The 22,841-nt window shown below is 74.1% G+C and carries 12 protein-coding genes; 2 read left to right on the top strand and 10 right to left on the bottom strand.

The window, feature by feature from the left end:
- Nucleotides 1-52: 52 nt before the first annotated feature.
- From ACZ60Q_RS10795 to ACZ60Q_RS10775, 5 genes are read right to left on the bottom strand one after another with little or no spacing between them, the layout of a single operon-like run.
- Entirely contained in the window at nucleotides 53-1,858 is a 1,806-nt protein-coding gene (locus ACZ60Q_RS10795) for a hypothetical protein (protein WP_469631482.1), read from the bottom strand.
- The gene (locus ACZ60Q_RS10790) at nucleotides 1,855-5,781 is read right to left on the bottom strand and encodes a vWA domain-containing protein (protein ID WP_469631479.1); all 3,927 of its coding nucleotides are present in this window, start codon (nucleotides 5,779-5,781) and stop codon (nucleotides 1,855-1,857) included. Before ACZ60Q_RS10790 ends, ACZ60Q_RS10795 begins: the two co-directional genes overlap by 4 nt.
- 3 nt (nucleotides 5,782-5,784) lie before the next feature.
- Nucleotides 5,785-7,038 carry an ATP-binding protein gene (locus ACZ60Q_RS10785; RefSeq protein WP_469631476.1) on the bottom strand — a complete coding sequence of 418 codons (1,254 nt, stop codon included), beginning with the start codon at nucleotides 7,036-7,038 and terminating at the stop codon, nucleotides 5,785-5,787.
- Nucleotides 7,035-12,245, bottom strand: a complete 5,211-nt coding sequence (locus tag ACZ60Q_RS10780; protein ID WP_469631474.1) for a hypothetical protein — start codon at nucleotides 12,243-12,245, stop codon at nucleotides 7,035-7,037. Before ACZ60Q_RS10780 ends, ACZ60Q_RS10785 begins: the two co-directional genes overlap by 4 nt.
- Nucleotides 12,242-13,102, bottom strand: coding sequence for a DUF4132 domain-containing protein (locus tag ACZ60Q_RS10775; RefSeq protein WP_469631471.1), 861 nt, complete (start codon nucleotides 13,100-13,102; stop codon nucleotides 12,242-12,244). Before ACZ60Q_RS10775 ends, ACZ60Q_RS10780 begins: the two co-directional genes overlap by 4 nt.
- A 114-nt stretch (nucleotides 13,103-13,216) precedes the next feature.
- Here ACZ60Q_RS10775 and ACZ60Q_RS10770 point away from each other — a divergent pair, with 114 nt between their 5' ends.
- Nucleotides 13,217-13,468 carry a hypothetical protein gene (locus ACZ60Q_RS10770; protein WP_469631468.1) on the top strand — a complete coding sequence of 84 codons (252 nt, stop codon included), beginning with the start codon at nucleotides 13,217-13,219 and terminating at the stop codon, nucleotides 13,466-13,468.
- Between the two features lie 12 nt (nucleotides 13,469-13,480).
- On the opposite strand, the gene ACZ60Q_RS10765 is transcribed toward ACZ60Q_RS10770, so the two are convergent.
- The 4 genes from ACZ60Q_RS10765 to ACZ60Q_RS10750 form a co-directional block, all read right to left on the bottom strand.
- Nucleotides 13,481-13,870: a nuclear transport factor 2-like protein gene (locus tag ACZ60Q_RS10765; RefSeq protein ID WP_469631465.1), complete on the bottom strand. Its 390-nt coding sequence runs from the start codon at nucleotides 13,868-13,870 to the stop codon at nucleotides 13,481-13,483.
- Nucleotides 13,871-13,930: 60 nt separating this feature from the next.
- Nucleotides 13,931-17,380 (bottom strand): carboxylic acid reductase, encoded by a 3,450-nt coding sequence (car, locus tag ACZ60Q_RS10760; protein ID WP_469631463.1) that lies wholly within the window; start codon nucleotides 17,378-17,380, stop codon nucleotides 13,931-13,933.
- A 126-nt stretch (nucleotides 17,381-17,506) separates the two neighbouring features.
- Entirely contained in the window at nucleotides 17,507-18,700 is a 1,194-nt protein-coding gene (locus tag ACZ60Q_RS10755) for a cytochrome P450 (protein WP_469631461.1), read from the bottom strand.
- Between the two features lie 95 nt (nucleotides 18,701-18,795).
- Nucleotides 18,796-19,584, bottom strand: a complete 789-nt coding sequence (locus ACZ60Q_RS10750) for an SDR family oxidoreductase (protein WP_469631459.1) — start codon at nucleotides 19,582-19,584, stop codon at nucleotides 18,796-18,798.
- 311 nt (nucleotides 19,585-19,895) lie between these two features.
- On the opposite strand from ACZ60Q_RS10750, the gene ACZ60Q_RS10745 reads away from it, so the two are divergent.
- Nucleotides 19,896-20,990, top strand: a complete 1,095-nt coding sequence (locus ACZ60Q_RS10745) for an NADH:flavin oxidoreductase (RefSeq protein WP_469631456.1) — start codon at nucleotides 19,896-19,898, stop codon at nucleotides 20,988-20,990.
- A 78-nt stretch (nucleotides 20,991-21,068) separates the two neighbouring features.
- Here ACZ60Q_RS10745 and ACZ60Q_RS10740 read toward each other — a convergent pair whose 3' ends face one another.
- A complete protein-coding gene (locus ACZ60Q_RS10740; RefSeq protein ID WP_469631455.1) occupies nucleotides 21,069-22,829 on the bottom strand; it encodes a condensation domain-containing protein in 1,761 nt (586 codons plus the stop codon).
- Nucleotides 22,830-22,841: the final 12 nt, after the last annotated feature.

The raw sequence follows: 22,841 nt of genomic DNA, 5'->3' as shown, positions 1-22,841 counted from the left end.
TGCCGTGTGCCGGTTCGGGGCCGGCGGGCAGGACGGTCGGAACGAGCAACGCCTATCGACCGCCCTCCCGCGTCGGTTCCCAGGCTGCCGAGCACAGGGACTCGGCCACGGCGGCCGTGTAGCGGGCGGCGGCCAGCCAGTGGGCGGCGAAGCCGTCGGTGTCGGCGGGGAGCAGACGGCCGAACAGATCGCGATCGCGTCTGGCCGCCGAGGCGCACAGGGCGGTGAGGAGTCCGGCGGCCGTGGGGAGACCCGCGCGGCGGATCCGGCGGGTCTCGGTGGTGACGTCGCCGAGCAGGCCGAGGGCCGCGCGGCCGGCCGGGACCGTCTGTTCCACCCTGCGCTCCAGGAGGTACAGGGGCGAGTGCGCGCCGGACCCTCCGGGCCGGGACGGGGCGGGGCGCAGGGGGGCGGTCGGGTCCGGGAGGTCGGCGCGGCGCAGGCGGTCGAAGCCGAGGTCGATGGTGCCCTCGCCGGAGGGGTGCGAGCAGGCGAGCAGGGTGAGCCGGGGGTGGGGGGCGGGCACCAGGCGGCCGATGATTCTCAGGCGTGTCCCCGGCGCCGTGGCCAGCAGCATCACGTTGTCGCGGTGGGCCAGCGCGGGGTCGTCGTCGGCGACGGTCAGCCGGACGGGAAGGCCTCCCTCGCACAGCGCGAGGAGGCAGGAACCGCCCGACTCCCTTACGGCACCGAGGAGTTCGACGTCCAGGAAGAGCAGGTCACTGCCGCCGCCGTCCGGGTCCGCGTAGCGGGAGGTGGACCGCAGGGCGCGGGCGGCCTGCTCGGCCGGCGGCGTCTCCCACAGGGCACCGAGCGGCGGCTCCGTCCACGCCGCACCCCGGGCGCTGACGGCCTTGACGCCTTTCCCGGCGCCCAGTCTGCCGTCCGGCGAAACCGTCGCCCCCGAGACCGCCAGGCCGGCCCGGCCCAGCTCCCGGTGGGTGAGCGCGCTGTCTCCCAGGCGCACAGCCCGGTCGGCCACTCCCAGGGCGCGCCCGACGCCGCCGGGCGCCACGTCGCCGACCGTGAAGAGGCGGCCGTCGGATCCGGCGACCCAGGTGCGGGCGCCGCCGTGCCCCGAGTCGGTGACCACGGGTTCGGTGAACAGGCCGTACAGGCGCAGCGAGCCGTCCGGACTGTACGGGCGGCGCGCGCGGCCTCGGACGGCGGCCAGCTCCGCCCCGGACGCCGTCCCCACCCGGTGCGCGGTGCCCAGGAGTTCGGCCAGGGCCGTAACGAGGTCGCCGGTGCGGTAGGACGGGTCACCGGCGCGGGCCGCGCGCAGCAGCGTGACGACGGACAGCGCGGCTCCCGAGGCGCGCGGCAGCTGCCGGAGCCGGGCGGTGTGCGCGGCGCGGAGCAGGGCCGACTGGGTGACGGCGCCGGCCCCGTCGACGCCGGCCTCCAGCACGGCGGCGCCCGCCGACCACAGGGCGTCGGCGGCGGCCCGCTGGTCCGGGCTCGCCACCTCGGGCGAGGAGGCGGAGTCGGGGGTGGGCGCTGGGTCCGTTACGGAGCCGCGTTCGGGGGCCGCCGCGGTGGGCCGGTCGGCGAGGTCCGGCGGCGGGTCCGCCGCGGGGGCGGCGCAGGCGGCGGCTGCGCGGTGGACGCATGCCGGGGCGAGAAGGCAGCCGCAGGTGATGGCGTCCACCGTCGCCACCACGCCGCCCGGGGCGTGCAGGCGCAACTCGGTCTCGTCGTCGACCTCGATCGTCACCGTGTCCCCGTCGCGGCGCTTCGGACGGGCGCCGAACTTCGTGACCGCCGCGTCCAGCCGCTTGCGCAGCCGGGGCGAGAGGTCCTCCACGAGCGTGGCTGTGACCTCCGGCGCGACGGGTGGCAACCGGTCGTCGTTCATGCGGTCTTCTCCCCTATCCAGCGGGCCAGTTCGAGTGGGCTGAGGGCCGCCACGGGCATGCCGGCGGCCACGAGTTGCCCGGCGACGCCCGTCGAGTAACGGGGCCGGCCGGCGTCGTCGAGGCTCGCGCACCCGAGGACGTGGCAGCCGGTGGTCACCAGAGCCCGCACTTCGGCCAGCAGTCCGGCGAGCGGCGCGCCCTCCTCGAAGTCGCTGATGACGACGACGAGGGTGCGGCTGGGCACCACGATCAGGTCGCGGGCGTGCCGCAGCCCGGCGGCGATGTGCGTGCCTCCGCCCACGCTCACCTCCAGCAGGAGGGAAAGCGGGTCGTGCACATGGCCGGTGAGGTCGACGACCTCTGTGGAGAAGGCCAGGAAGTGGGTGCTCAGGGCCGGCACCCCGGCGAGCACGGAGGCGGTCAGCGCGGACCAGATCGTGGACGACTCCATGGACCCGGAGACGTCGGTGACCAGGATCAGGCGCCAGTCGGCCGACCGGCGGGCGCGGCTGCGGAACACGGGCTTCTCCGGGATCACCCGAATCGTTCCGTCGGCCGTCCGGCGGGCGGTGGCCAGGTTGGCGTGCAGCGTGCGCGGCAGGTCCAGCCCCCCGCCGGGGCGGCGGGTGGGCCGGGCCGCCATCGTGCCGGTGAGGGCGGGTCGCAGCCGGGTGGCGAGCTGCCGGGTCAGTTCGTCGACCAGGTGGCGGACCAGGGGCCGGAGCGCCGCGAGGCGGGCTTCGGGGAGCCCGCCGGCGTACCGCAGGATCGTCCGGAGCAGTTCCACGGAGGGGGTGGTGGCCGCCGGGTCGAGTTCGGCGAGGACGTCCTGCCGTCCTGTCACGGCCGCGGCGGCGAGGACCTCCTCACGGACGCCGGGGCCGAACAGCGCCGCCAGTTCCTCGGACCACTCGCGGACGCCGGGGAACGACGGCTCCCGGCCGCCGCGCGGTCCGCGGCCGCCGCCTCGACCGGGCAGGCCGCCTCGGGATCCCTCGCCGTGCCCCGCGCCGTAGAGCTCGTCCAGAGCGGTCGCCAGGCGGGCGGCGCCGGACGGCAGTCGGTCGGCACGTCGGCCGAGCACGAGCCGCCAGCGGTCGGCGGGCGCGAGGGTCCGCGCGGGGGCGGCCTCGGCGGAGGCTACGGGAGCGGTGTCGGGTGCGGTGGCAGCCTCGGTATCGGGTCCGGGGGTGGGGCTCGTCGCGGTGGGGCGGCCGGGCGGCGGTGCGATCCGGTCGTCCCGCGCGGGTGGTGGGACGGGCAGGCCGAGGCCGGTCAGGAGCTCGCGGGCCGCGAGGTCGGCCCTCGTCCGGCGGGCCAGCTCGGCCGGGTCGTCCGCGTCGAGGGTGTCCACCCGTTCGCCGAGCCGCTCCTCGACGGTGTCCAGCAGCCGGTCCCGGGCGGCCGGGCTCAGGGTGTCGAACCCACCGCGCAGGGCCGGCAGCCGGGCCAGGAACGCGGTGTCGTCCAGCTCGACGACCCGGTGCAGCAGCGGGTCCAGAGCGTCGGCGCCCACGGTCAGAAGGGGGCCCGCCACCGTCAGGACGCCGGTGAGGCGGGCGGTGAGCGCGGACCTGGAGGTGCTGTCCACCGCTCCGTCCACCCAGGAGGCGACGCGGCCCCCGAAGACCCCCGCCTCTTCGTGGCCCGTGAGCACCCTGACCGCTCCGGCGGCGGCGGCGATCAACGGGGTGCCGTCGGCGGCCAGCCGGGCGAGGGCGTCGGTGAGCCGGATGCCGCCCACCCGGTCGGCCCGCTGGGCCAGTTCGAGCAGCGCTCGCGCCTCCTCGGGGTCCTCGGCGCCGGTCAGCCCGTCGACCTGGCGTACCGCGGCCGAGGTCAGGAGTTCGGCCGCGTGCGCGGTGCGGGCGGCACGGGCGGTGGTGTCCGGGGCCGTGGAGCCGTCGGGCGCGGCCAGGCCCGGCAGGTGGCCGGCGTCGACGCGATCCAGCAGGTCGAGTCCGGCGAGGAGTTCGGGAAGGGTACCGCTCGCGGGGAGTACGGCGGCGAGTTCGCTCAGCCGTTCGTCGGCCAGGGCGGGGAGCCCGCACTCGGCGGCCTCCGCGAGGCCGCCGACGGCCTGGGCGGCCGTCGGGCCGCCCTCCGCGCGCTCGGCCGCGTGCCGCTGCCGCAGCACGCCCTCGGCCGCCTGGGCCGGGGTGACGCCGCGGGCCCCGGCGGCGGTGAGCATCGCGGCCGTCGCCGGGGTCCACCGCACCTGCCAGCGCGTCGTGAGTCCTTCTCCGCCCGCCGCACCGGCCACCGCCTGCTCCCGCGCGTAGGGGATGCCGCACACCGTCAGCCTGCGCAGCAGCAGTTCGCGGCGTCGGTCCAGGGGGGAGCGCGCCGGGTCCAGCCTGAGGTCGCGCGGTGTCTTCTCGTGCGCGTCCTTCGGCCCTGGGAGCGTGAGCGCCGCGGTCTCGGCCTCGACGGCGGGGGCCAGTCCACTGCGAGGAACGGCGGGTGCGGGCCGCCCGGTGCGGGCTCCGACGAGTACGCGTTCGAGGGCCCGGGCGACGGCGCGGCCCGTGCCGTAGGTCTCGCCGCGCCCGAGCACCGTCTGTACGGCTTCCAGGAGTTCACCGCGGCCGGGGGCGGGCAGGCCGCGCAGGCGGGCCAGGTCACCGGCCACCCGGACGACCTCCCGGCCGTCCGCCGGGCCGTAGGGGTGGCCCTGTTCGCGCAGGGCGGCGCAGACGCGGACCGCGGTGCGGATCAGCGCCTCGTGCAGCGCCGCCGGGTCCCCGGCGGCGTCCAGGACGGTGTGCTGCCACTCCGGGTCCCGGATGCCGGCCGGGTAGCCGGAGCGTGAGTCGAGCAGCGGGTACGTGTACGGGACCAGGGAGACCGTGCACGATGTCGTCCCCGCGATGCCGTGCGGGTGGCCGTCCGCGACCGGCTCGGGCGCGGGGGCCCGGTCCGGCGCCGCCGCTGCTTCCGGCGTTGCTGGTTCTCCCGGTGCTTCCGGCCTTTCCGGCGCCGCCGATGGGTAGGGCGCGGGGCCCTCCGCGGCGGCGGAGGGCAGCAGCGCCGGGGTGTGGAAGGCTCCCACGACCACGGCGGGCCGCCGCCCGCTCGCCAGGGCCTCGGCGACATGTCGGCGCATGCACGCCTCGCGCACCAGGTCCGTGCCGTGCACGCCGCCCCGCGCCTGCGCCTCGTGGCGCAGCGCCCAGCCGGTGAGCAGGGCGGCGCGGCGGAGCGCCTCGGGTGTCGAACCGGGCGCGAGGGCCTCCACCAGCCGGTCCCACAGGTCCTCGCCCTCCCGGCCGGTGAGCCGGGACCGGAGCGCGGCGGACAGCCCGAGCCCCTCCCCCGGCACCGGGGCGGAGTCGGCGCCGGGGACCGGGGCGGATAGGTCGGAGCCGCCCCGCGCCCACGCCCGGTCGGCCAGTGGCAGATCGCAGGCCACCGCCGGGACTCCGTTTCTCGACGCCCAGCGGAGGGCGACCAGTTCCGGCGAGAAGTCCGCGAACGGGTAGAAGGCAGGACCCCGTTCGCCTGCCGAACCGGATCCGGGCAGGTCGGCGGGCACGGCGGCCAGCGCCACCGGTGCCTCGGTCTCCTCGTGGGCGAGCCAGCCCAGCCAGGGCTGGAACTCGGCGGGCAGTTCGACGAGGAGGACGTCGGGGGCCGCCGCGTCCAGCAGCACCGGGAGTGCGGCCGCCAGCGAGGGCGCGTGATGGCGCACCCCGATCAGGAACGGCAACCCCGGGCCGGTCGCCGCGAGGGCCGCCACCGCGGCTTCCGGGGTGGTGGGCTTGGAAGCCGCGGTGGCGGGCCCGGAAACCGGGGTGGTGGCGGGCCCTGCCGCCGGGCCCCGTGCCGGGGAGGCGGCCGGCGGGTCGGCGGTGGGCACCGTCTCCGCTGTGGGCACCACTACCGCGGTGGACAGCGTCTCGGGAAGGGTCGACTCGCTCATCCGTCAGTTCTCCAGCACCGCGCGCAGGTCCCACAGGGCACGCCAGGTGGCCGACCCCTGCTCGGCGCGCCTGCGCACCGGTCCGTCCCAGTACCCCAGCAGCCGTGCCGCGTCGGCGGGGTCGTCCTTTCGGACGACACCGAGCAGATGTCCGGGCAGAAGGGAGAGCACGTCCCGGTCGCCGGGGAAGTAGGCGGCGGCCAGGCCCAGGGAGCCCGCTACGGAGACCGCCTCCGCCGTGCTCATCACCGTGGAGGGGCGCTCGACCTCCCAGCCCTCCGCGGAGCGGCCCTCGCGCAGGTCCCGGAAGGCGGTGACCAGGGCTTCGAGGACCGCGTCGTCCACCTGGTAGGCGGCGCCCACACGTTCGACGGCTGCCCGCGACCGGCGCCGTACGAGCGCGATCTCGGCGTCCACGTCCCCGATGGGGCCCACGGTCTCGAAGTTGAAGCGCCGCTTCAGCGCGGCGGACATCTCCGAGACGCCCTTGTCCCGCAGGTTGGCGGTGGCGATGAGCGTGAACCCGGGCGCCGCGTGTACCTGGGCGCCGTCGCTTCCCGCGAGTTCGGGGACCGCGATCCGCCGCTCGGAGAGCAGCGACACGAGAGCGTCCTGGACTTCCGGCAGGCAGCGGGTGACCTCCTCGACGCGGGCGACGGCCCCCCGGGTCATGGCGGCGAGTACCGGGGAGGGCACCAGGGCCTGTTCGGTGGGGCCCTGGGCAAGGAGCAGAGCGTAGTTCCAGCCGTACTTGAGCTGGTCCTCGGTGGTGCCCGCGGTGCCCTGCACGGTGAGGGCGCTGGTCCCGCAGACGGCCGCCGACAGCAGTTCGGAGAGCATGGACTTGGCGGTGCCTGGTTCACCCACGAGGAGGAGTCCGCGCTCTCCGGCGAGGGTGACCACGCACCGTTCGACCAGGGCTCGTTCGCCGACGAACTTCTGCTCGATCACCAGGCGGCGCGGCACCCCGGCTCCGGGGTCGGAGCCCTTCGGCAGGCCCAGTGCCTCGCCCGCACTGCCCGTCACGAAGGTGACGACGGCGCGCGGCGTCAGCAGCCAGCCGGGCGGCCGGGGACCGGAGTCGTGGGCGGCCAGGAAGGTCAGCTCGGTGGCGTACCGGTCCTCGGGGAGCGTGATCTGACGGTGCTCCCGGCCGGGAGCCGGCGCCTGGCCGGGGATGACGCCCGTGGTGGTGCTGTCCGAGGTGGTGCTGTCCATGGTGGTGCTTCCCGTGGTGGTCGTGGTGTCGTTCGTCATCGGCGGCGGCCCTTCCGGGTCGCGCGGGTGTCCAGTTCCTCGAAGGCGGGGGCGTCGCCGTCGCGGACCCGTGCCCAAGCGGTTGTGTACAGCGCGGGTACGGGGAGGTGAGGCAGGGTCCGGGTGGACCCGGCCACGGGGTACAGGCGTTCCTTCCAGGTCTCCAGAGGCAGTCCCGGGGCGCCGCGTTCCAGCCAGCCGCAGGGGAGGAACAGGGTGCGGCCGGCGCGGGAGCGCTTGGCCTCCACGACGAGGCCGGTGGCGGCGAGTTCCGCCCGGGCCCTCTTGATCCGTGCCGGCTTCCACTCGGTCCAGCGGACGCAGTTGCGGTCCGTGGGGTCGGGCAGGGCGAGCAGCATCAGGTAGAGGGCGGCGGTGTCCGCGCTCAGCTCAAGGGTGTTGGCCGCATCGGCCACCAGGTGCGGCACCGACCGTGTCGGGTCCTGGGCCGGGTGGTGCGGGGAGCCGTCGGGGGCGCCCGCCGAGGCCAGCAGATCGGTCTCCTCGCCCAGCAGTGCGCGCAGGGCGAGGAGATCGCCGGTGCCGTGGCTGCGGATGGTGCCCTCGACAAGGCCGAACGCCGGGTCGTCGGGGCCTGCCAGGCCGGCCGGGCGAATCAGCAGCTTCTCGTTGTCGCCGTAGCCGGGGGCGAGGAGCAGCGCCGAGCCGGCCCGGACCAGTCCGTCGCCGTCGGCGCCACCGGACTCGGGGAGCCCGTGGGCGGCCCGGACCGTGGCGCCGATCGGGCCCCCCGAATCTGTCCAGTGCAGGCCGAGGTCCAGCACCAGGTCCGGGTCGGCGAGGCGGCCGCGCAGGGCCGCGAGCCCGATGGGCAGGTGCGCCCGCAGGGGGTGCCCGTACGGCAGGGTGTAGGCGAGGGTGTGCAGGGCGGTCAGGGCGGAGGAGACCGTACCGCGTGCGCCCGCCACGCGCGGGCCCTGGTGCCCGGTGCCGTCCTGGACGGCGGTGCCGTGGGCGAGCCAGGTCCGGGAGCCCGCGTTGAGGACCAGGTCGACGTCGCCCGGGGTGGTGCCCGAGAGGTCGAGGTCCAGCTCCTCGGGTACGCGGACGAGGGAGGCCAGGCGCTCCTGCCAGACCTCGGCCGCGGCCCGGACATCGGGGCCGGTGGACCACAGCTCGGCCGGGTCCTCGGGCAGCAGCGCTCGGAGCAGGGCGTGCCGGTCGTCACGGGGCAGGGCATCCAGCCTTGCCCCGGCCTCCTCGAAGGCACGTGCCTTCGCCCCGAGCAGCGCGAGCGCCTCGGCGCCGGGCTCCCGGACGGCTGCCGACAGCAGGGCCGCGGACTGGAGCGGTCCGATTCCGGTGGCTGTGTGGAACGCCTCTGCGGCGTCCGGGCGCCAGAGTGCCGGGCCCTGCTCCCGTACCCGGGCGGTGAGCCGGGTGAGCCGGTCGCGGGTGATGCCCTGCCGGTGAACACGCTCACGGTCCAGGGTGAAGCCGGGGACGGGGCCGAAGGCACCGGTCGGGTCGTGGTCCAGGGCGAGCCAGCACGCCGCGTCGTCCCGGGTGTTCCGGCCGCGGTCGGCGAGGACCACGACCGTGCGGGCGCCCCTGCGCAGCACCTGGCCGAGGCGGTGAACGGCTTCGGGCCGTCCCCGCCCGGGCGTCACTCCGCCGAGCGGTTCGACGAGCTCCACCTGCCGGACCGTGCCCGCCGGGTCGGCCAGCGGGCCCGCGGCGAGGGCTTCCAGCAGCACGAGGAGCCCGGTGCGGTGCTCGGTGGAGGTGGTCGCGGAGGCGGCCCGGTAGGCCAGTTCGGGCAACTTGTCGAGGAGGGAGATCCAGGTGAGGGAGTCGCCCGGCACCGTGTACTCGTCCCGCTGCCAACCGTCCACAGGGGTGAACGGGACCTTCGACGGCGTGGGCGGGCCGAAGGCCGGCTCACCGCCGAGAACATGGTTGACGGCGAGGATCTGCCGGATCACGGTCCATCGGTTCCCGCCTCCCCACCAGTTGCCGTGCATCCGCTCGGAGCCCCAGGCGGAGGCATCCCGCAACGTCGAGTCGTCGCCGTGCTCGGGCCCGTGGTCGAAGAACATGCCCTTGGTCCGCGCGGTGTTCCGGGGAGTGTCCGGCTGTACGGGCCCCGGCGGTTCCAGATACCGGGCGGCTGAGACAGCCAGGTCCACCGCTGTGCGGACGAGCGCGGTGACGCCCGCGAGGAGCCGGGCGTCGGACACCTCGGGCAGCACCCGGGCGGCGGCCTCCTCGGTCAGCTCCCGCGAGGAGGGGCCGGTGTACTCCTCGACAGCCCGGAACGCCTCCAGGTGCCGGGCGACCGCGGCGGCGACCTCGTTGAACAGCTCCTGCGTCCGGGAGTCCGTCAGGTTCCGCAGGGCCAGGGAGCCCCGCTCGTCCCTCGGGCGCAGGGCGTGCCAGTAGGAGACGGGAGGGACGTAGAGGGTGCCCGCCGCGTCGTTCCCCCCGGAGGAGTCGGGGGTGATGGACCACAGGGTGCCGCCGGTGCCGTCGGTGTCCGCCGGGTGCGCTTCCACGGAGCGCTGGTTCAGGGCCACGACCGGCCTCGACCCGCCGGGCAGGGTGAGGGCGCCGAGCGGCACCGGGGAGCCGCCACCGGGCAGCGGGTGCGGCAGGGTGACCGTGTGGCCGTCGGGGGTGCCGGCGATGACGCGGTGCCCGTCGGCGGGCGCGGACGTGCCGGTCCCGGTGACCGTGCGGCGGACCCAGCGGCCGAGGACCGTGCCGTCCGTGCCGAACGGGGTGGTCTCCAGACCGGGCTGGAGGGGCAGCACCTGGCAGTGCTCGGCGAGCAGCCGGGCGCCGTCCCGTACCCCGGAGCGGAGGAAGGCGGGGAGCGAGGCGCGGCCGTGCGTGCCGCCGGTCGGGTCGTACTCCAGCCACACCCGCTGCGTGCCCTGGTGGCCCTCTCGCCAGTGCCCTGTGCCGTCGGAGATGACGGCGCGCCGGGGCGGGAGCGAGGTGTCTCCCGCGTGCAGGGCCTTGCCGCCCGTGGCGCGGCCGCCGCCGGGCAGCGGCAGGCAGACCTCGTCCGTGGGGCCGGAGCCGCTCCAGCGGGGGATCTGCTCGCCGCCGACGGTGAACACCTCGGCGGGGCGGTGCGACCAGTAGCCGCACTGCTTGCCGTCCTCCCACCAGATGACCAGCAACTCGCCGTCGACGTAACGGAAGGCGATCGTCCGCCAGTGGTCGACGGCGGCGGGGATCCGCAGGGTGTGTCGCAGCAGGACGCCTTCCGGGCCGATGACGACGGCCCGTTCGGGGGTGTTCAGGATCAGCGCGGGCCAGGCGCCGGTGACGCCGACGCTCTCCCGCCGATGGCGTTGCTGACGCGCGGCGGCGCCGGCCTCGGCGGCCAGTTCGGCGTAGGTCTCGTCGAGCGCGGGCCAGCCCAGTTCGTCGAGGAGACCGGTGCGCAGGGTGGAAGCGAGCAGCGGCACGACATCGTGGCTGTCGAGGAGTCGTACGGCGTCCGGGGCGACGTCCGCGACCACGGCACGGAACGCCGAGAGCCTGTTGAGGGCGGCACGCAGCCCGGGGAGCCCGCGCGCGGCCGTGTACTCCTCGGCGCGGGCGGTCAGCCACTCGCGCAGGATGACGGAGAGCACCGGGTGCGCCGCGATCCTCGCCAGGCCGGCGTCGCTCAGCCGCTGGCCGTGTCCGTCGCCGAGGCCCCCGACGTTCCGGCTCAGCAGGTCGCGGAAGACGGGGTGTTCGGCGACGGCGGTGAGATCCCGCGCCCCGGGTGTGGTGTCGATGAGCCACGGACCGATCGGGACACCGAGGGACCTCGCGGTGCCCGGGTCCTGGTCGTCCGGCTCGGCGACGGGGACGCCGGAGGCCAGGCAGAGGTCGAGAAGATCCAGGTCGGCGGTGTGCTGCCAGCGGCCCTGGAACAGTTCGACGGGGTGCCCGTCGGCGCGCAGCCGGTCCGCCATCCGGGCGGCCAGGCCGAGGGTCCCCGGGCAGCGGCCCGAGGTGACCTGGCTGCGCCCGCGGTGTGCCTCCCAGCGGGCGAGCCAGTCCGCCGGGGAGACGGAGTGGGCGGCGGAGCCGGCAGCCGGGTTGCCGGAGGTGTCCGGGAGAGCGGTCAGCAGATCCTCGGCGCCGGACTCGGCCAGCAGGGCGAGCCAGCCGGGTTCGCCCTCCGCGTTCCGGCCGCTCTCGCTGAAGGTCTCCGGGAAGAAGCCGAGGAGCCGGGTTCTCACGAGCTCGTCCCGTCGGGCGAGGTCGATGAGCGAGGAGCGGTAGGTCGCCCAGAACGAGGCGGGTGCGCGGACGACCCCCGGCGAGCCGATCAGGTCGGCCACCAGCTCACGTTCGGCGGCCTCGCGGTCCAGTCCGGCGGTCTTGATCAGCGCGCGTACGTCCTGCGGCAGCGCAGCGTACGGCGGCATGCCGGCCGCGCAGCGCTCGACCAGCAGACGGCGGAACTGTGTCCAGGCGTCCGCCGGTGCGAGCCTGGCCACCAAGTCCTGTACGTACTGCCGGAGCGCCTTGACGGTCAGCGCTCCGACGAGGGCGAACTCCAGGAAGACGGCCCGCTGCCGCTCCTCGTCCACGACCAGCCCGTGCACCCGCTCGGCCTCACGGGCCTTGCCGAAGAAGGAGGCGGCGTAGCTGGTGTTCTCGGCCTGGAGGAAGAGGCGTGCCACCTGCTCGTAGTAGGTGGGAAGGAAGTGGGGCACGGCCCGGCCGAGTCGGGTGCCGAGTGCGTCGAAGCCCTCCTTGGCCGCTCCGGCACGGCTCCTGGCCTGCCGGCCGAGGCGCTCGATGTCCTTGACGAGGGCCAGGGCGTGGTGCCCGTTGGCGGGGTCGTTGACCAGTGCCCAGGCCGGGAAGCCCAGCGTCTCGCGGCGCACCTGGCCCACGACGGGGGCCTCGGCGGTCCGGGCCAGCCCGAGGAACTCCAGGGCCAGGTCCTCGGCTTCGCCGAGCGTGCCGGGCACGAGCCGGACCACGGGGCGGTCGCCGAGGGCGGTGTGCGTGTAGGTGCGGGCGGTCAGCGCGTCGGCGTCGTCCCGGTCGGTGGTGCCGGCCGGGAGTATCGCCCCCGCGTCCAGCAGGGCCCTCGCGCGGGCCTCGGCGGCGGGGCCGGAGGTGCTCTCGCCCCGGGCCTGGCCGGGAGGCAACGAAGCGTCCGCTGTCCTCGTGTTCGTGTGCGCTGCCGCCGCGTTGGCGTCTGTGTTCGTCGTCGTGATGCTCATGCCGCCCGCTCCTCGTCCTCCACGTCACGGCCGGCGTAGAGCGCCGCCGCCATCCGCATGCCCTCCGACCACGCCACGGGGCCGACCTCGGCGGCCGTCAGCGCGCGCCCCGCGGGGTCGGTCCAGCCCAGGGGGCCCGTCTCGGTGCCGTATGCGTCGTATCCGTCGTGCTCGCCGATCCAGATGCGCGCCTCGGCGGTGGCGCCGTCCTCGACCATGGGGCAGACCGCGTATCCCCCGCGTGACCGGTACCCGAGCTGAGTGACGCGGCCGTGCAGGAAGCGCAGTTCCTTGAACACGCCGCCTGCGTAGGTATCCACGGAGGTGGTCTCAGGAGCGAGGCCCGGCGGGCGGCGCCACACCTCGCGGAACAGCTGCTCCACGTTCTGGCGCACCCCCAGTTCGACCGCGAACTCCCGCAGTTCGTCGAGGTCTTCGAGGAGCACGGGGTGGGACACGCTGACCACGTCCGGGGTGATGCGGACCGTGTCGCCGTCCAGGTCGACGAGGCCGAGACCGCGCTCGGGATCGACATCGCGCAGGAATCCGGCGACCCCGCCGTCCGCGCCGGTGACCACCACGTCCCGCAGGGCCGCCTGCCATGCCGGGTCGGGCCAGACCCGGGCGAACACGGCCGTGGGAACGGGCAGCGAGCGCACCATCCACTGCTCGACGTCGGTCAGGCACCGGCGTTCGTGCCGCTCCGTCCACTCGGTCAACCGGCTCAGACCCACGACCGCCGGGTCGTCCTTCAACTTGGCCGGAACGGACTTCAGCCGCCGCCCCTTCCCGTTGCGGCAGACCACCTTGCCCGCTTCCAGGGCGACTTCGTAGTCGCCTGCCGACACCCACCCCATGCGCTGTTCTCCCCTGTTTTCCGAACGGCCGCCGAACCGGTGGCACGCTGATGAGACCCGTCGACGGCAACGCACCGTGACGAGTGGGAGAGACTCTAAAGGGCCCCAGTGACAATGGGTTCGGATCCCCTCCACAGCGCCCTGCCGCCCGCGCCGAGGGGGCCGGTGGCCAGGTCCGCGGCGTCGACCGGCTCGGTCGTCAGGGGCGCCGGGGCCGGAGACCCGGCCGGGGCGAGCACGTACTCGGCGGCGCCGCCGCCGGAACGGGGCCGCCGGTCCTCTTCGGCCCGGGCAGGTGAGGCGGCGGTGCTGGGAGTCGAGGCCGCGCTCCCGCAGGACCTCCTGGTCACCGGCCGCCTGACGTGATGCCGCGGACGACTACGCCGGGTCTCGTGGCCGGGCCCCCGTCAGGGCGGGCTCGGCGTAGACGTACTCTTCGATCCGGTCGATGAGACCGTCATGGAACCGGAAGTAGACCGCGGCGTGGACGTCGCTGCGGGACCCGTCGATCCCGACCAGGTGCAGTACGTGCTGCTGGAGTACCTCGTCGGGGTTGCGGAACCGGCGGATCACGTCGTATCTCAGTGAGTCGACGTCCGCGGTGAAGGACCTCAGCCGGTCCAGGCTCTCCTCGATCGGCAGTTCGCCCTGGCCGTCGTTCTGCCGCACTGTGGCGGCCTCGGTGCACATCGTCCGGGCGGTGGTGAAGTCGAACGCCTCCAGACTCCGCAGAAACAGACTCACCCGGTCGTCGATGTCGTGCGCCATGGCGGTTTCCCTTCCTGATGGGGTGACGTGTGACGCTGCCGGCAGCCGGTCGCGAACCGGTCAGGGGCTAAGGAGGCCCAGTGCGCGCAGGTCGGTGACGTACTTGCGGATGAGAGCCGGCGACACCCGGGGAATGTCCTGCTCAGGGCCGACCCTCGCCGCCCGCACGGCGGCGTGGAAGCGCCCGGCGGGGAGCAGCGGACCCGGGGCGCCTTCGCCGGGTTCCGCGTAGGCGCCGAGCAGCGGGAGCAGCGAGTGCTGCCGTTGCCTCTCCGGCAGGGCCCGGAGCGCCGCGGTGAAACGGGTGAGCCAGGCACCGTGGTCGTCGATCCGCCGGATCGGGTGGCCGGCCTCGATGAGCCAGTCGACGAAGGTGTCCAGGGAGACGCCGTCGTCGTGCGGGTTCAGCACGTTGAAGGTCCGGTGGCCCTCGGTGATCCGTGCGCCGAGGGCGACGACGGCGTCCGCGGTGAAGTCGACCGGCAGCCCGTCGTAGTGCGCACGGGCCCCCGCCCGGTAGAACGAGCCGGGCGCGATGCCGGTGGCGACCAGGCTGAGCAGGAGACGGGTGAGGACGTCGGGCACGTTGACCTGCCCGGAGTACGTGCTGTGCGCCAGGACCATGTCGGACCGGAAGACGGCGACCGGCAGACCGTACCGCTCGTGCGCCTCCCGGAGCAGGACCTCCGCGGCCCACTTGCTGGTCGCGTACCCGGCGGCGTACCCCTGGCCGATGGTCCGCACCGGGCCGGTGGCGCGGATGTCGGCGTCCTCGTCCGCGGTCTCGGCGGGGGTTCCGAGGCAGACGGCGATGGTCGAGACGTGGTTGACGGGCTTCAGCCGCGCGGTGAGCGCCAGCCGGATCACTTCGGCGGTGCCGACGACGTTGGGGCCGAACAGTTCGCTGTACGGCAGCAGGTGGTTGACCAGCGCGGCCGGGTGGACGATCAGGTCCACGGTGTCGGCCAGTTTCCGCCAGGTGTCTTCCGCCAGGCCCAGCCGCGGTTCGCCGATGTCCCCCGCGAGCACTTCCAGGCTCTTCCCGGCCGCCTTCCGGTAGCGCCGGAGCAGGGCGGCGTCGCCGCTGTCGAAGGCTCTCTCCAGCCGCCTCGCCGCGACGGTCGCGTCGCTGCCGCGGACGAGACAGACCAGCCGTCCGCCCGAGGGTGCCAGCCGCTCCAGCCACTCCAGGCAGAGGAACCGGCCGAGGTAGCCGGTGGCCCCGGTCAGCAGGACCGTCCGTACGTCGCCGTCGGGGCGGGGCCGCGGCGGAGCGGCGGCGAGCGTGGGCGCGTCGAGGAACTTCTCCAGCGTGAGGTCTTCGGCGCGGACTTCGGCGCGGTGTTCCCCGTGCACGGAGGCGAACGTGGGCCGCCGCGTCCCGGTCGGCCGGCGTGCCGCCCCGATGTACCGCGCCACCTCGGCCAGATCGTTGGCCGGGCTGATGATCACGCCGACCGGGACGTCGACGTGGAAGACCTCCTTCATCAGCTCGGAGAACGACAGCGCGGAGAGGGAGTCCCCGCCGAGGTCGGTGAAGTGCGCCCCGGGGCGGAGATCGACGCTCCGGCTTCCCAGCAGGGCCTGGGCGGCCCGGGTGACCGTCTCCTCCACCGCCCCGTCCGCCCCGGTGCGCCGCAATTCGCGCAGCCGGCGGTCCTGGCCGTCGGCGAGTTGGTCGTACAGCTCCTCCAGGACGGGCCCGTAGCGCTCCTTGAGGCGGGGACGCAGCAGTTTGTGGCTCTCGGTGAAGAGGCCGTTCTCGGGGCTGAAGGGCTCGGTCTCGACAAGGATGTCGCGGGGAATCTCGTACGGGTTGAGTCCCGCCTCCTTGGCAATGCTCCGGAGCGACTCCATGAGCCGCGGCCTGAGCACTTCGGTGTCCCCGCCACACCTGGCCAGCGCGGCCGGGGTGGGCACCACCACCGCGAGCAGATAGGCGCGCTCACTGTTGCCGTACAGGTAGAGGTGCTGGACGAGGGGGCTGCCGAGGAGAACGGTCTCCAGGCGGGACACGGCCACGAACTCGCCCTGGGACAGCTTCAGGGTGTCCTTCGTGCGGTCGACGTAGACCAGCCGGTCGGGACCGGTCTCGGCGAAGACGTCACCGGTGCGGTAGTAGCCGTCCGCGTCGAAGATCGTGGCGGTGAGGTCGGGGCGCCGGAAGTAGCCGGGGATGAGCGTGTGCGACTTCAGCAGCAGTTCGCCACGCGGATACGGCAGGTCGGTCGCGTAGTAGCCCAGTTCGGGGACGTCCACCAGCTTGTAGTCGGTGACCGGAGGGCGCTGGACCACCGTGTCCAGCAGCACTCCGCCCGCTTCGGTGGAGCCGTATCCGGTGTAGAGGTGGAAGCCGAGGACGGACTCGACGAACGCCGCGAGTTCGGCGGAGAGCGGGGCGGTACCGACGAACGCCTTGGCGACCCGCCCGCCCAGGAAATCCTCCCGCAGCTCCTTCCTGAGCACTGGCCCGATGTCGTCCGGCTCGCCGGCCCGGCGGTCCAGTTCGCTCCGGTAGTGCTGGAGGAGCATGTCGCACAGGCGCGGGACCATGGTCAGCTCCGTGGGGCGGACCAGGGCGATGTCCTCGAACAGGGTGGACAGGTCACCGGCGGCCGTGAAGTAGCCGGTGCCCCCCTTCACGAGCGAGCCCATCACCGCGTAGCGGCCCGCGAGGTGGCTCTGCGGCAGGTAGAGGACGCTGATCGCGGGGGTGTCGGCCGCCCCGTAGCTGAACCCGTACCACGCGGTGCCCAGGAGGCTTTGGGTGTACATGGCGCCCTTGGGCGCGCCGGTGCTGCCGGAGGTGTAGATGAGCAGGGCGAGCGGGTCCTCACCCGGGGCCGCCGTGTACAGGGGCGGGGGTGGCAGGGTGCTGCCCCGGTCGATCAGCTCGGCCAGTGTGTCGACGGCGACCGGGCTGCCGGCCCCGGCCAGGCGCTCCCGGGCCGCCGCCAGGGCCTCGTGCGGGCCGGTGGTCCCCGGGCCGTGGTCGAAGACGACGAGGCGCCGGATCGTGCTCGACGCGATGACCACGTCGACGGCGGTGTCCAGCCGGTCGACGCTCGCGGCCAGCACGGTCGGCTCGGACTCCGCGACGATCGGCGCCAGTTGTGAGAGCGGGGCGTTGGACTGCAGGGGCACGGGCACGGCCCCCAGGTGGATGCACGCCAGGTCGAGCGTCGCGTAGTCGGTGCTGGTGAAGCCGAGGGTGCAGATCCGGTCGCCGGGGCCCAGCGGATACTCCGGGTCGTGATGCCACCGGCCGGCCAGTGCGCGGACACGGGACCACAGCTCGCGGTAGCTGATGGTGTCGAAGCGCGGGAGGAGACGCCCGGTGTCCGGGTCCCGGGCGCGTTCGCCGAGGGCGGGCCGGTCCCCGTGGCTCTCCAGGACGGACGCCATGACCTCGGCGAGCGCCCGGCCCGGGTCGACGGAGGCCAGGGCCTCGGCAAGCCCCTGGCCCGGATCGTGCGCCGACGCGGTGGTGGCGTCCAGCGGTTCGGCCATGGTGGATCCTCCGGTGGCGGTTCCGTGACGGGGCGAGGTGAGCGGGGCGGGGTGAGCGGGGCGGGGTGAGCGGGGCGGTGCGGGGGTGGCGGCGGCCCGGCGGTCAGCCCTGGGGTGGTACGGACGTCACCAGCGGACCGGCAGCGCGGCCACGCCGCGGATGAGGCGTTCGGTCCGCCAGGCAAGCTGGTCGGCGGGGACGGCGAGTCGCAGACCTGGCAGGCGGGTGACGAGAGTCTCGAGGACGACGCGCAGTTCGACCCTGGCCAGTTGCGCGCCCAGGCAGTGGTGGATGCCGTACCCGAAGGTGACGTGCGGGATCTGCTCGCGGTGGAAGTCGATCTCCCCGGGCCGGTCGAACACCTCGGAGTCGCGGTTGGCCATCCCGAGTTCGGCCACCACCGCGTCCCCGGCGCGGATGAGCTGCCCGCCCAGTTCGAGGTCCTCGGTGGCGACGCGGGTGAAGCCGGCGGTGGCGCTGATCGGGATGAACCGGGAGAGTTCCTCGACCGCTCGGGGGATGAGTGAGGGATCGGCGACGAGTTGCCGCCAGAGGGCGGGCCGGGTCAGCAGGGTGTAGACGAAGTTGCCGATCTGGTTGGCGGTGGCCTCCTGGCCGGCGGAGAGCAGGCTGACGCCCAGGCTGACCAGCTCCTCCTCGCTGAGCGGATCCTTCCCGCGGTCGGCGGCCAGCTCGCCCAGCAGGTCGTCGGTGGGCTCGGCGCGGCGCTGCTCGATCAGCTCCGCGAGGTAGTCGCCGAGCTGCCGGCGGGCATGCGCGGACTGCTCGGGGTCGTCGAGGATCAGCAGGCCGTCCACCCACTCGGTGAACCGGTCCTGGTCGGCGGGCGGCACGCCGAGCATCTCGCAGATCACCGTGATCGGCAGCGGCCACGTGAGGACCGCCGCCAGGTCGGCGGGGCCGCCCCGTTCCGTCATGGTGTCGACCAGAGCGTTCACGATCTCCTCGATGCGCGGGCGGAGCGCGTCGATGCTGCGTACGGTGAACGCCCGCATCACCCGGCGTCGCAGCCGGCTGTGGTCCGGCGGGTCCATGCCCATGATGGAGGTCGGCGGCGGGGCTACGGCGACGGTGCGGGGCACATGGTCGCCCGCGGCGGCGGCGCGGCTGAAGCGGGGGTCCGACAGGACGGTCCTGACGTCGGCGTACCGGGTGACGAGCCAGCCGTCGCCCCCGAAGGGCAGGCGCACCCGGAGCACGGGGTGTTCGCCGCAGACCTCGAACAGCGTGGGGTCCAGGTCGAGCCGGTCCACCGGACCGAACGGGTAGGCCCGTATCTCGTGTCCTGCGGCGGTCATCGTGTCCGTCCTTTCCGGGCTGCCGAGCGGTCGGCCGCGGGTGTTCGGTGGTGTGCTCTTGGGTGCCGGGGGCCTCGAGGCGCCGGGGCCGGGGCTCAGCACAGGCTCGCGGTCTTCCCTCCGTCGATGACGACGTTGCTCCCGGTGATCCAGGACGCGCGGGGAGAGACCAGGAAGCTCACGGCGTCGGCGATGTCCTGGGGCTCACCGAGCCGCCCGAGCGGGATCTCGGCGGCCCATTGTCCGGTGAGGTCGTCGAGGTCTCCGCCGTGCTGTTCGACGATCCGGGTACGGGCGATCTCCGACGCCGGTGTCTCCACGTTGCCCAGGCAGACGGATACCACCCGGATACCGTCCGGTGCCAGCTCGGCGGAAAGGCCCTTGCTGTACGTCTCCAGCGCGGACTTGGCGGCGGCGTAGTGCAGGAGGTTCGGGTAGGCCGCGACGGTCGCGATCGACGACACGTGGACGATGGCGCCGCCGTTCTCGCGCATGGCGGGCACGAGGGCCGCGTTGAGCCGGACGGCTGCGAGGAAGTTGATGTCCATCGTGTACTGCCAGTCGTTCTCCAGCTCCAGCACGCTCTGGAACGAGCGGCATCCCCCGGCGTTGTTGACGATGATGTCCACGCCGCCCAGCAGCTCCAGCGCGGTGTCGGCGAACTCCCGCACGCCTTCGGGGCTGCTGAGGTCGGCCGCGACGAACGCGGCGCCGGGCGGTGTGTGCGGGGTCTCGCTGCGGGCCGAGGTGACGACGGTCGCGCCGGCGTCGAGCAGATTGCGCGCGACGGCGGCGCCGATCCCGCGGCTGCCGCCGGTGACCACAGCCCGTCGGCCCGCCAACTCGGGGGACGTTCCGGGGACGCGGCCGCTCTCCCTCGTCATGGGGCTCCACCTCTTTCCCTTACGGGCCGTCATACGGCCGAAATGGACGGGCGTTGCGCTTCGCTGCCCGGGTGACGCTGTTCCGCCGGCCCAAATATCCATGGTCCGGTCGACACGGTCAAATTCATTGTGCCGATGCAATGGATCGCATTCAGCAATACAGCGGCACTGTGGTCAACGACGCCGATGTTCGTGCACAATCGACGAGAGCCGGACCATTCCCCGTATCGCTTGAGAGTTTCCCGCCGAAAAGACAATCAATAAACATGCGGGAAGCCGTTTCGACGGCTCCCGCGAATCGGGAGGACATCATGGCCAGTCTGGATGAACCATTCACCGTGGGCGGCCTCACGATCCCCAACCGGATCGTGATGGCCCCGATGACGAGGACGGCGTCCCCCGGCGGCGTGCCCGGTCCGGACGTGGCGGAGTACTACGCGCGCCGGGCGGCCCACGGCGTCGGGCTGATCATCACCGAGGGCACCTATATCGGCCACCCCGCCGCCCCCGCGTACGACGGCGTGCCCGAGTTCCACGGCGAACAGGCCCTCGCCGGCTGGGCCCATGTGCTGCGCCGGGTGCACGAGGAGGGCGGCCGGATCATTCCGCAGCTGTGGCACACGGGGGCGGCGCGCACCGCGACCGATCCCCCCGCCGAGGGCCCGTCCGGAATCGGGCTGGACGGCGCCCCGGCGGGACGGGCCATGACGCGGAAGGACATCGACGCCGCGGTCGAGGCGTTCGCGGAGGCCGCCGCGCACGCCGCCCGGCTGGGGTTCGACGGGGTCGAACTGCACGGCGCGCACGGCTATCTGATCGACGACTTCCTGTGGACCGGGACCAACCGGCGCACCGACCGCTACGGCGGCGACCCGACCTCCCGGGCCCGGTTCGGCGCAGAGGTCGTGCGGGCGGTCCGCGCAGCCGTCGGTCCGGGGTTCCCCGTCTTCTTCCGCTTCTCCCAGTGGAAGCTCGGCGAGTACGGGGCCCGCACCGCGGCGAGCCCGGACGAACTGCGCCTGCTGCTGGAGCCCCTGGCCTCGGCCGGTGTCGACGTGTTCCACGCCTCGACCCGGCGCTACTGGCTGCCGGAGTTCGAGGACAGCGACAGCACTCTCAATCTGGCCGGCTGGATACGCAAGCTCACCGACCGGCCCACCGTGACGGTCGGCTCGGTCGGGATGGACCGGCAGTACGGCGAGGGCGACTTCACCCAGGGCTTCACCGGACCGTCCGGCGCGACCGGTATCGACGAGCTGGTGGCCCGCCTGGAACGCGACGAGTTCGACCTGGTCGCCGTGGGCCGGTCGTTGCTGGCCAACCCGGACTGGGCGGCGCTGGCGCTCCGAGGTGAGCTGGACCGGGCCGTCCCCTATGACCCGTCCGTCCTTCGGACCCTGGTCTGAGGGACGGCGGAGCCGAAGGTACCGGTGGAGAGGTGCGCCACCGGGCCCGGGGCACCGGGGGGGGAAGGGCGGGCGCCGCTACCGCGCCCGAACCTCCTCGTCTCCCCGGGCCACGTTCCGGATGACCGCGTCCCAGATGTCCGCCATGCCTCGTGCGGTGGCCCGGTCGAATACGTTCGTGTCGTACTTGAGAAATACCTTGTACCCCTCGCCCGCCCGGTAGATCTCCCCGGAGAGGGTGAATTCACCGGCATACGGCAGGTCATCGAATGGCCGCAGCTCCCAGGCATCCCGATCGGCCCGGGTTTCCTGGGTGAGAATTTCCGCGCCTTCGAAGTTCTGGAAGAGGAAGTTCGTCATGACAAGTGGCGCTTCCTCCGATCCGAGCGCTCGGGCGATCTCCGGCAGGGGAAGCGCACCGTGCTCGATTCCGGTAACCATCCCGCGCCGCAGCGATCCGAGCAGTTCGGTGAGGTCGCCGGTGACCCTGCAGCGGAGCGGCAGGCAGTTCGCGAACTGGCCGACGACATCGTGGAACCGCTGCTCGTAGCGGGCGGCGGCGGTCATGCCCAGGGTCAGGTCGTCCTGGCCGGTCAGCCGGTGCAGGAGCAGCACGTACGTCGCGAACAGCACGGTGGCGGCACTGACCCGGTGCGCCCGCGCGGTGCCGGCCAGTGCGGCGGCCCGCTCCGGTGGCACCGTCAGCGTGACCACCTCGACGCGGGGCATCCGCCCCGGGTCGGGCGGCCGGTCGAAGGGCAGCGCGAGCGCCGGGCGCGATCCGGCCAGCTCCCGGACCCAGTGGTCCCGGTGCCGCAGCGCCCTCGGGCCGACCAGGAGCGCTTCCTCCCAGGCCACGAAGTCACCGTAGGAGGCGGCTCGTTCACCTCCTCCTTCCCCTCGGTACGCCTCCTTCAGCGTACGGACCAGGACCGCGGTCGACGTGCCGTCGAGCAGGATGTGGTGCGCGGTGATCAGCAGCAGACGCCGTCCTCCGGAGAGGACCAGGTGCGTCCGGACGAGCGGGCCCTGCGCCAGGTCGAACGGGACGTCGACCAGGTCCCGCAGCGCGGTCAGCAGTTCCCCGCGCGAGGCGGCCGGGACGGCTACCCGGTCGAACGACGGCACTCTGGCCGGGTCGAGGTCCAGGTACGGCACGGCGTCCCGCTCGCGAACGGCCGCGCTCAGCAACGGATGGATCTCCGTCTGCGCGCGGACCGCCCGCTCCAGGGCCGCCTCGTCCAGATCACCATGGATCTCGAAGAGGAGCGGCAGGTTGTACGCCCCGGACTCCGACCAGCGCCGCTCGTCGCGGTACATGGCGAGCTGACCGCGCGAGAGGTTCCACCGCCGGGGCGGGCCGTCGCACCGCTCCCTCCCGTCCTCCGCGAGGGGGTAGACCGGCAGCGGCACCACCCGGCGCCGCGCCCCCCGGTGCAGGTGCTCCCAGTGCACGTCGGCGCCGGACTCCCACAGCGCCGCGAGCCGGGACAGCTTGCCCGCGGCGCTCCATCGGCGTACCAGCTCGTCCTTCAGGTCCCCTTCGCCGGCGATCTCCGCCAGCGGCCCCCCGGGGGCCAGGGCCGGATCCAGGTGCCCGGGGCCGGCCCGCAGCCGGGTCCTCAGCTCCGCGACGGACGACACCACCACGGCGTACCGCGCGGCCATCGCCTCCCGTTCTGCCTGGAGTGTGAAGGCCAGGTCGGCGAGGTCGGCGTCCGGGTGGCGGTCCAGGTATCCGGCCAGCCGGTCGGCGGACGCCCGGAGCTGCCCGGTGGTTCGCGCCGAGAGAACGACGAGCTGCTCGGAGCCGTCGGCCGGGCGGTGGGCGCTCTCCACGGAACGCTCCCC

It is taken from the genome of Streptomyces sp. NPDC104313 (assembly GCF_055583985.1).
This window is presented reverse-complemented; position numbering and strand designations above follow the sequence as displayed.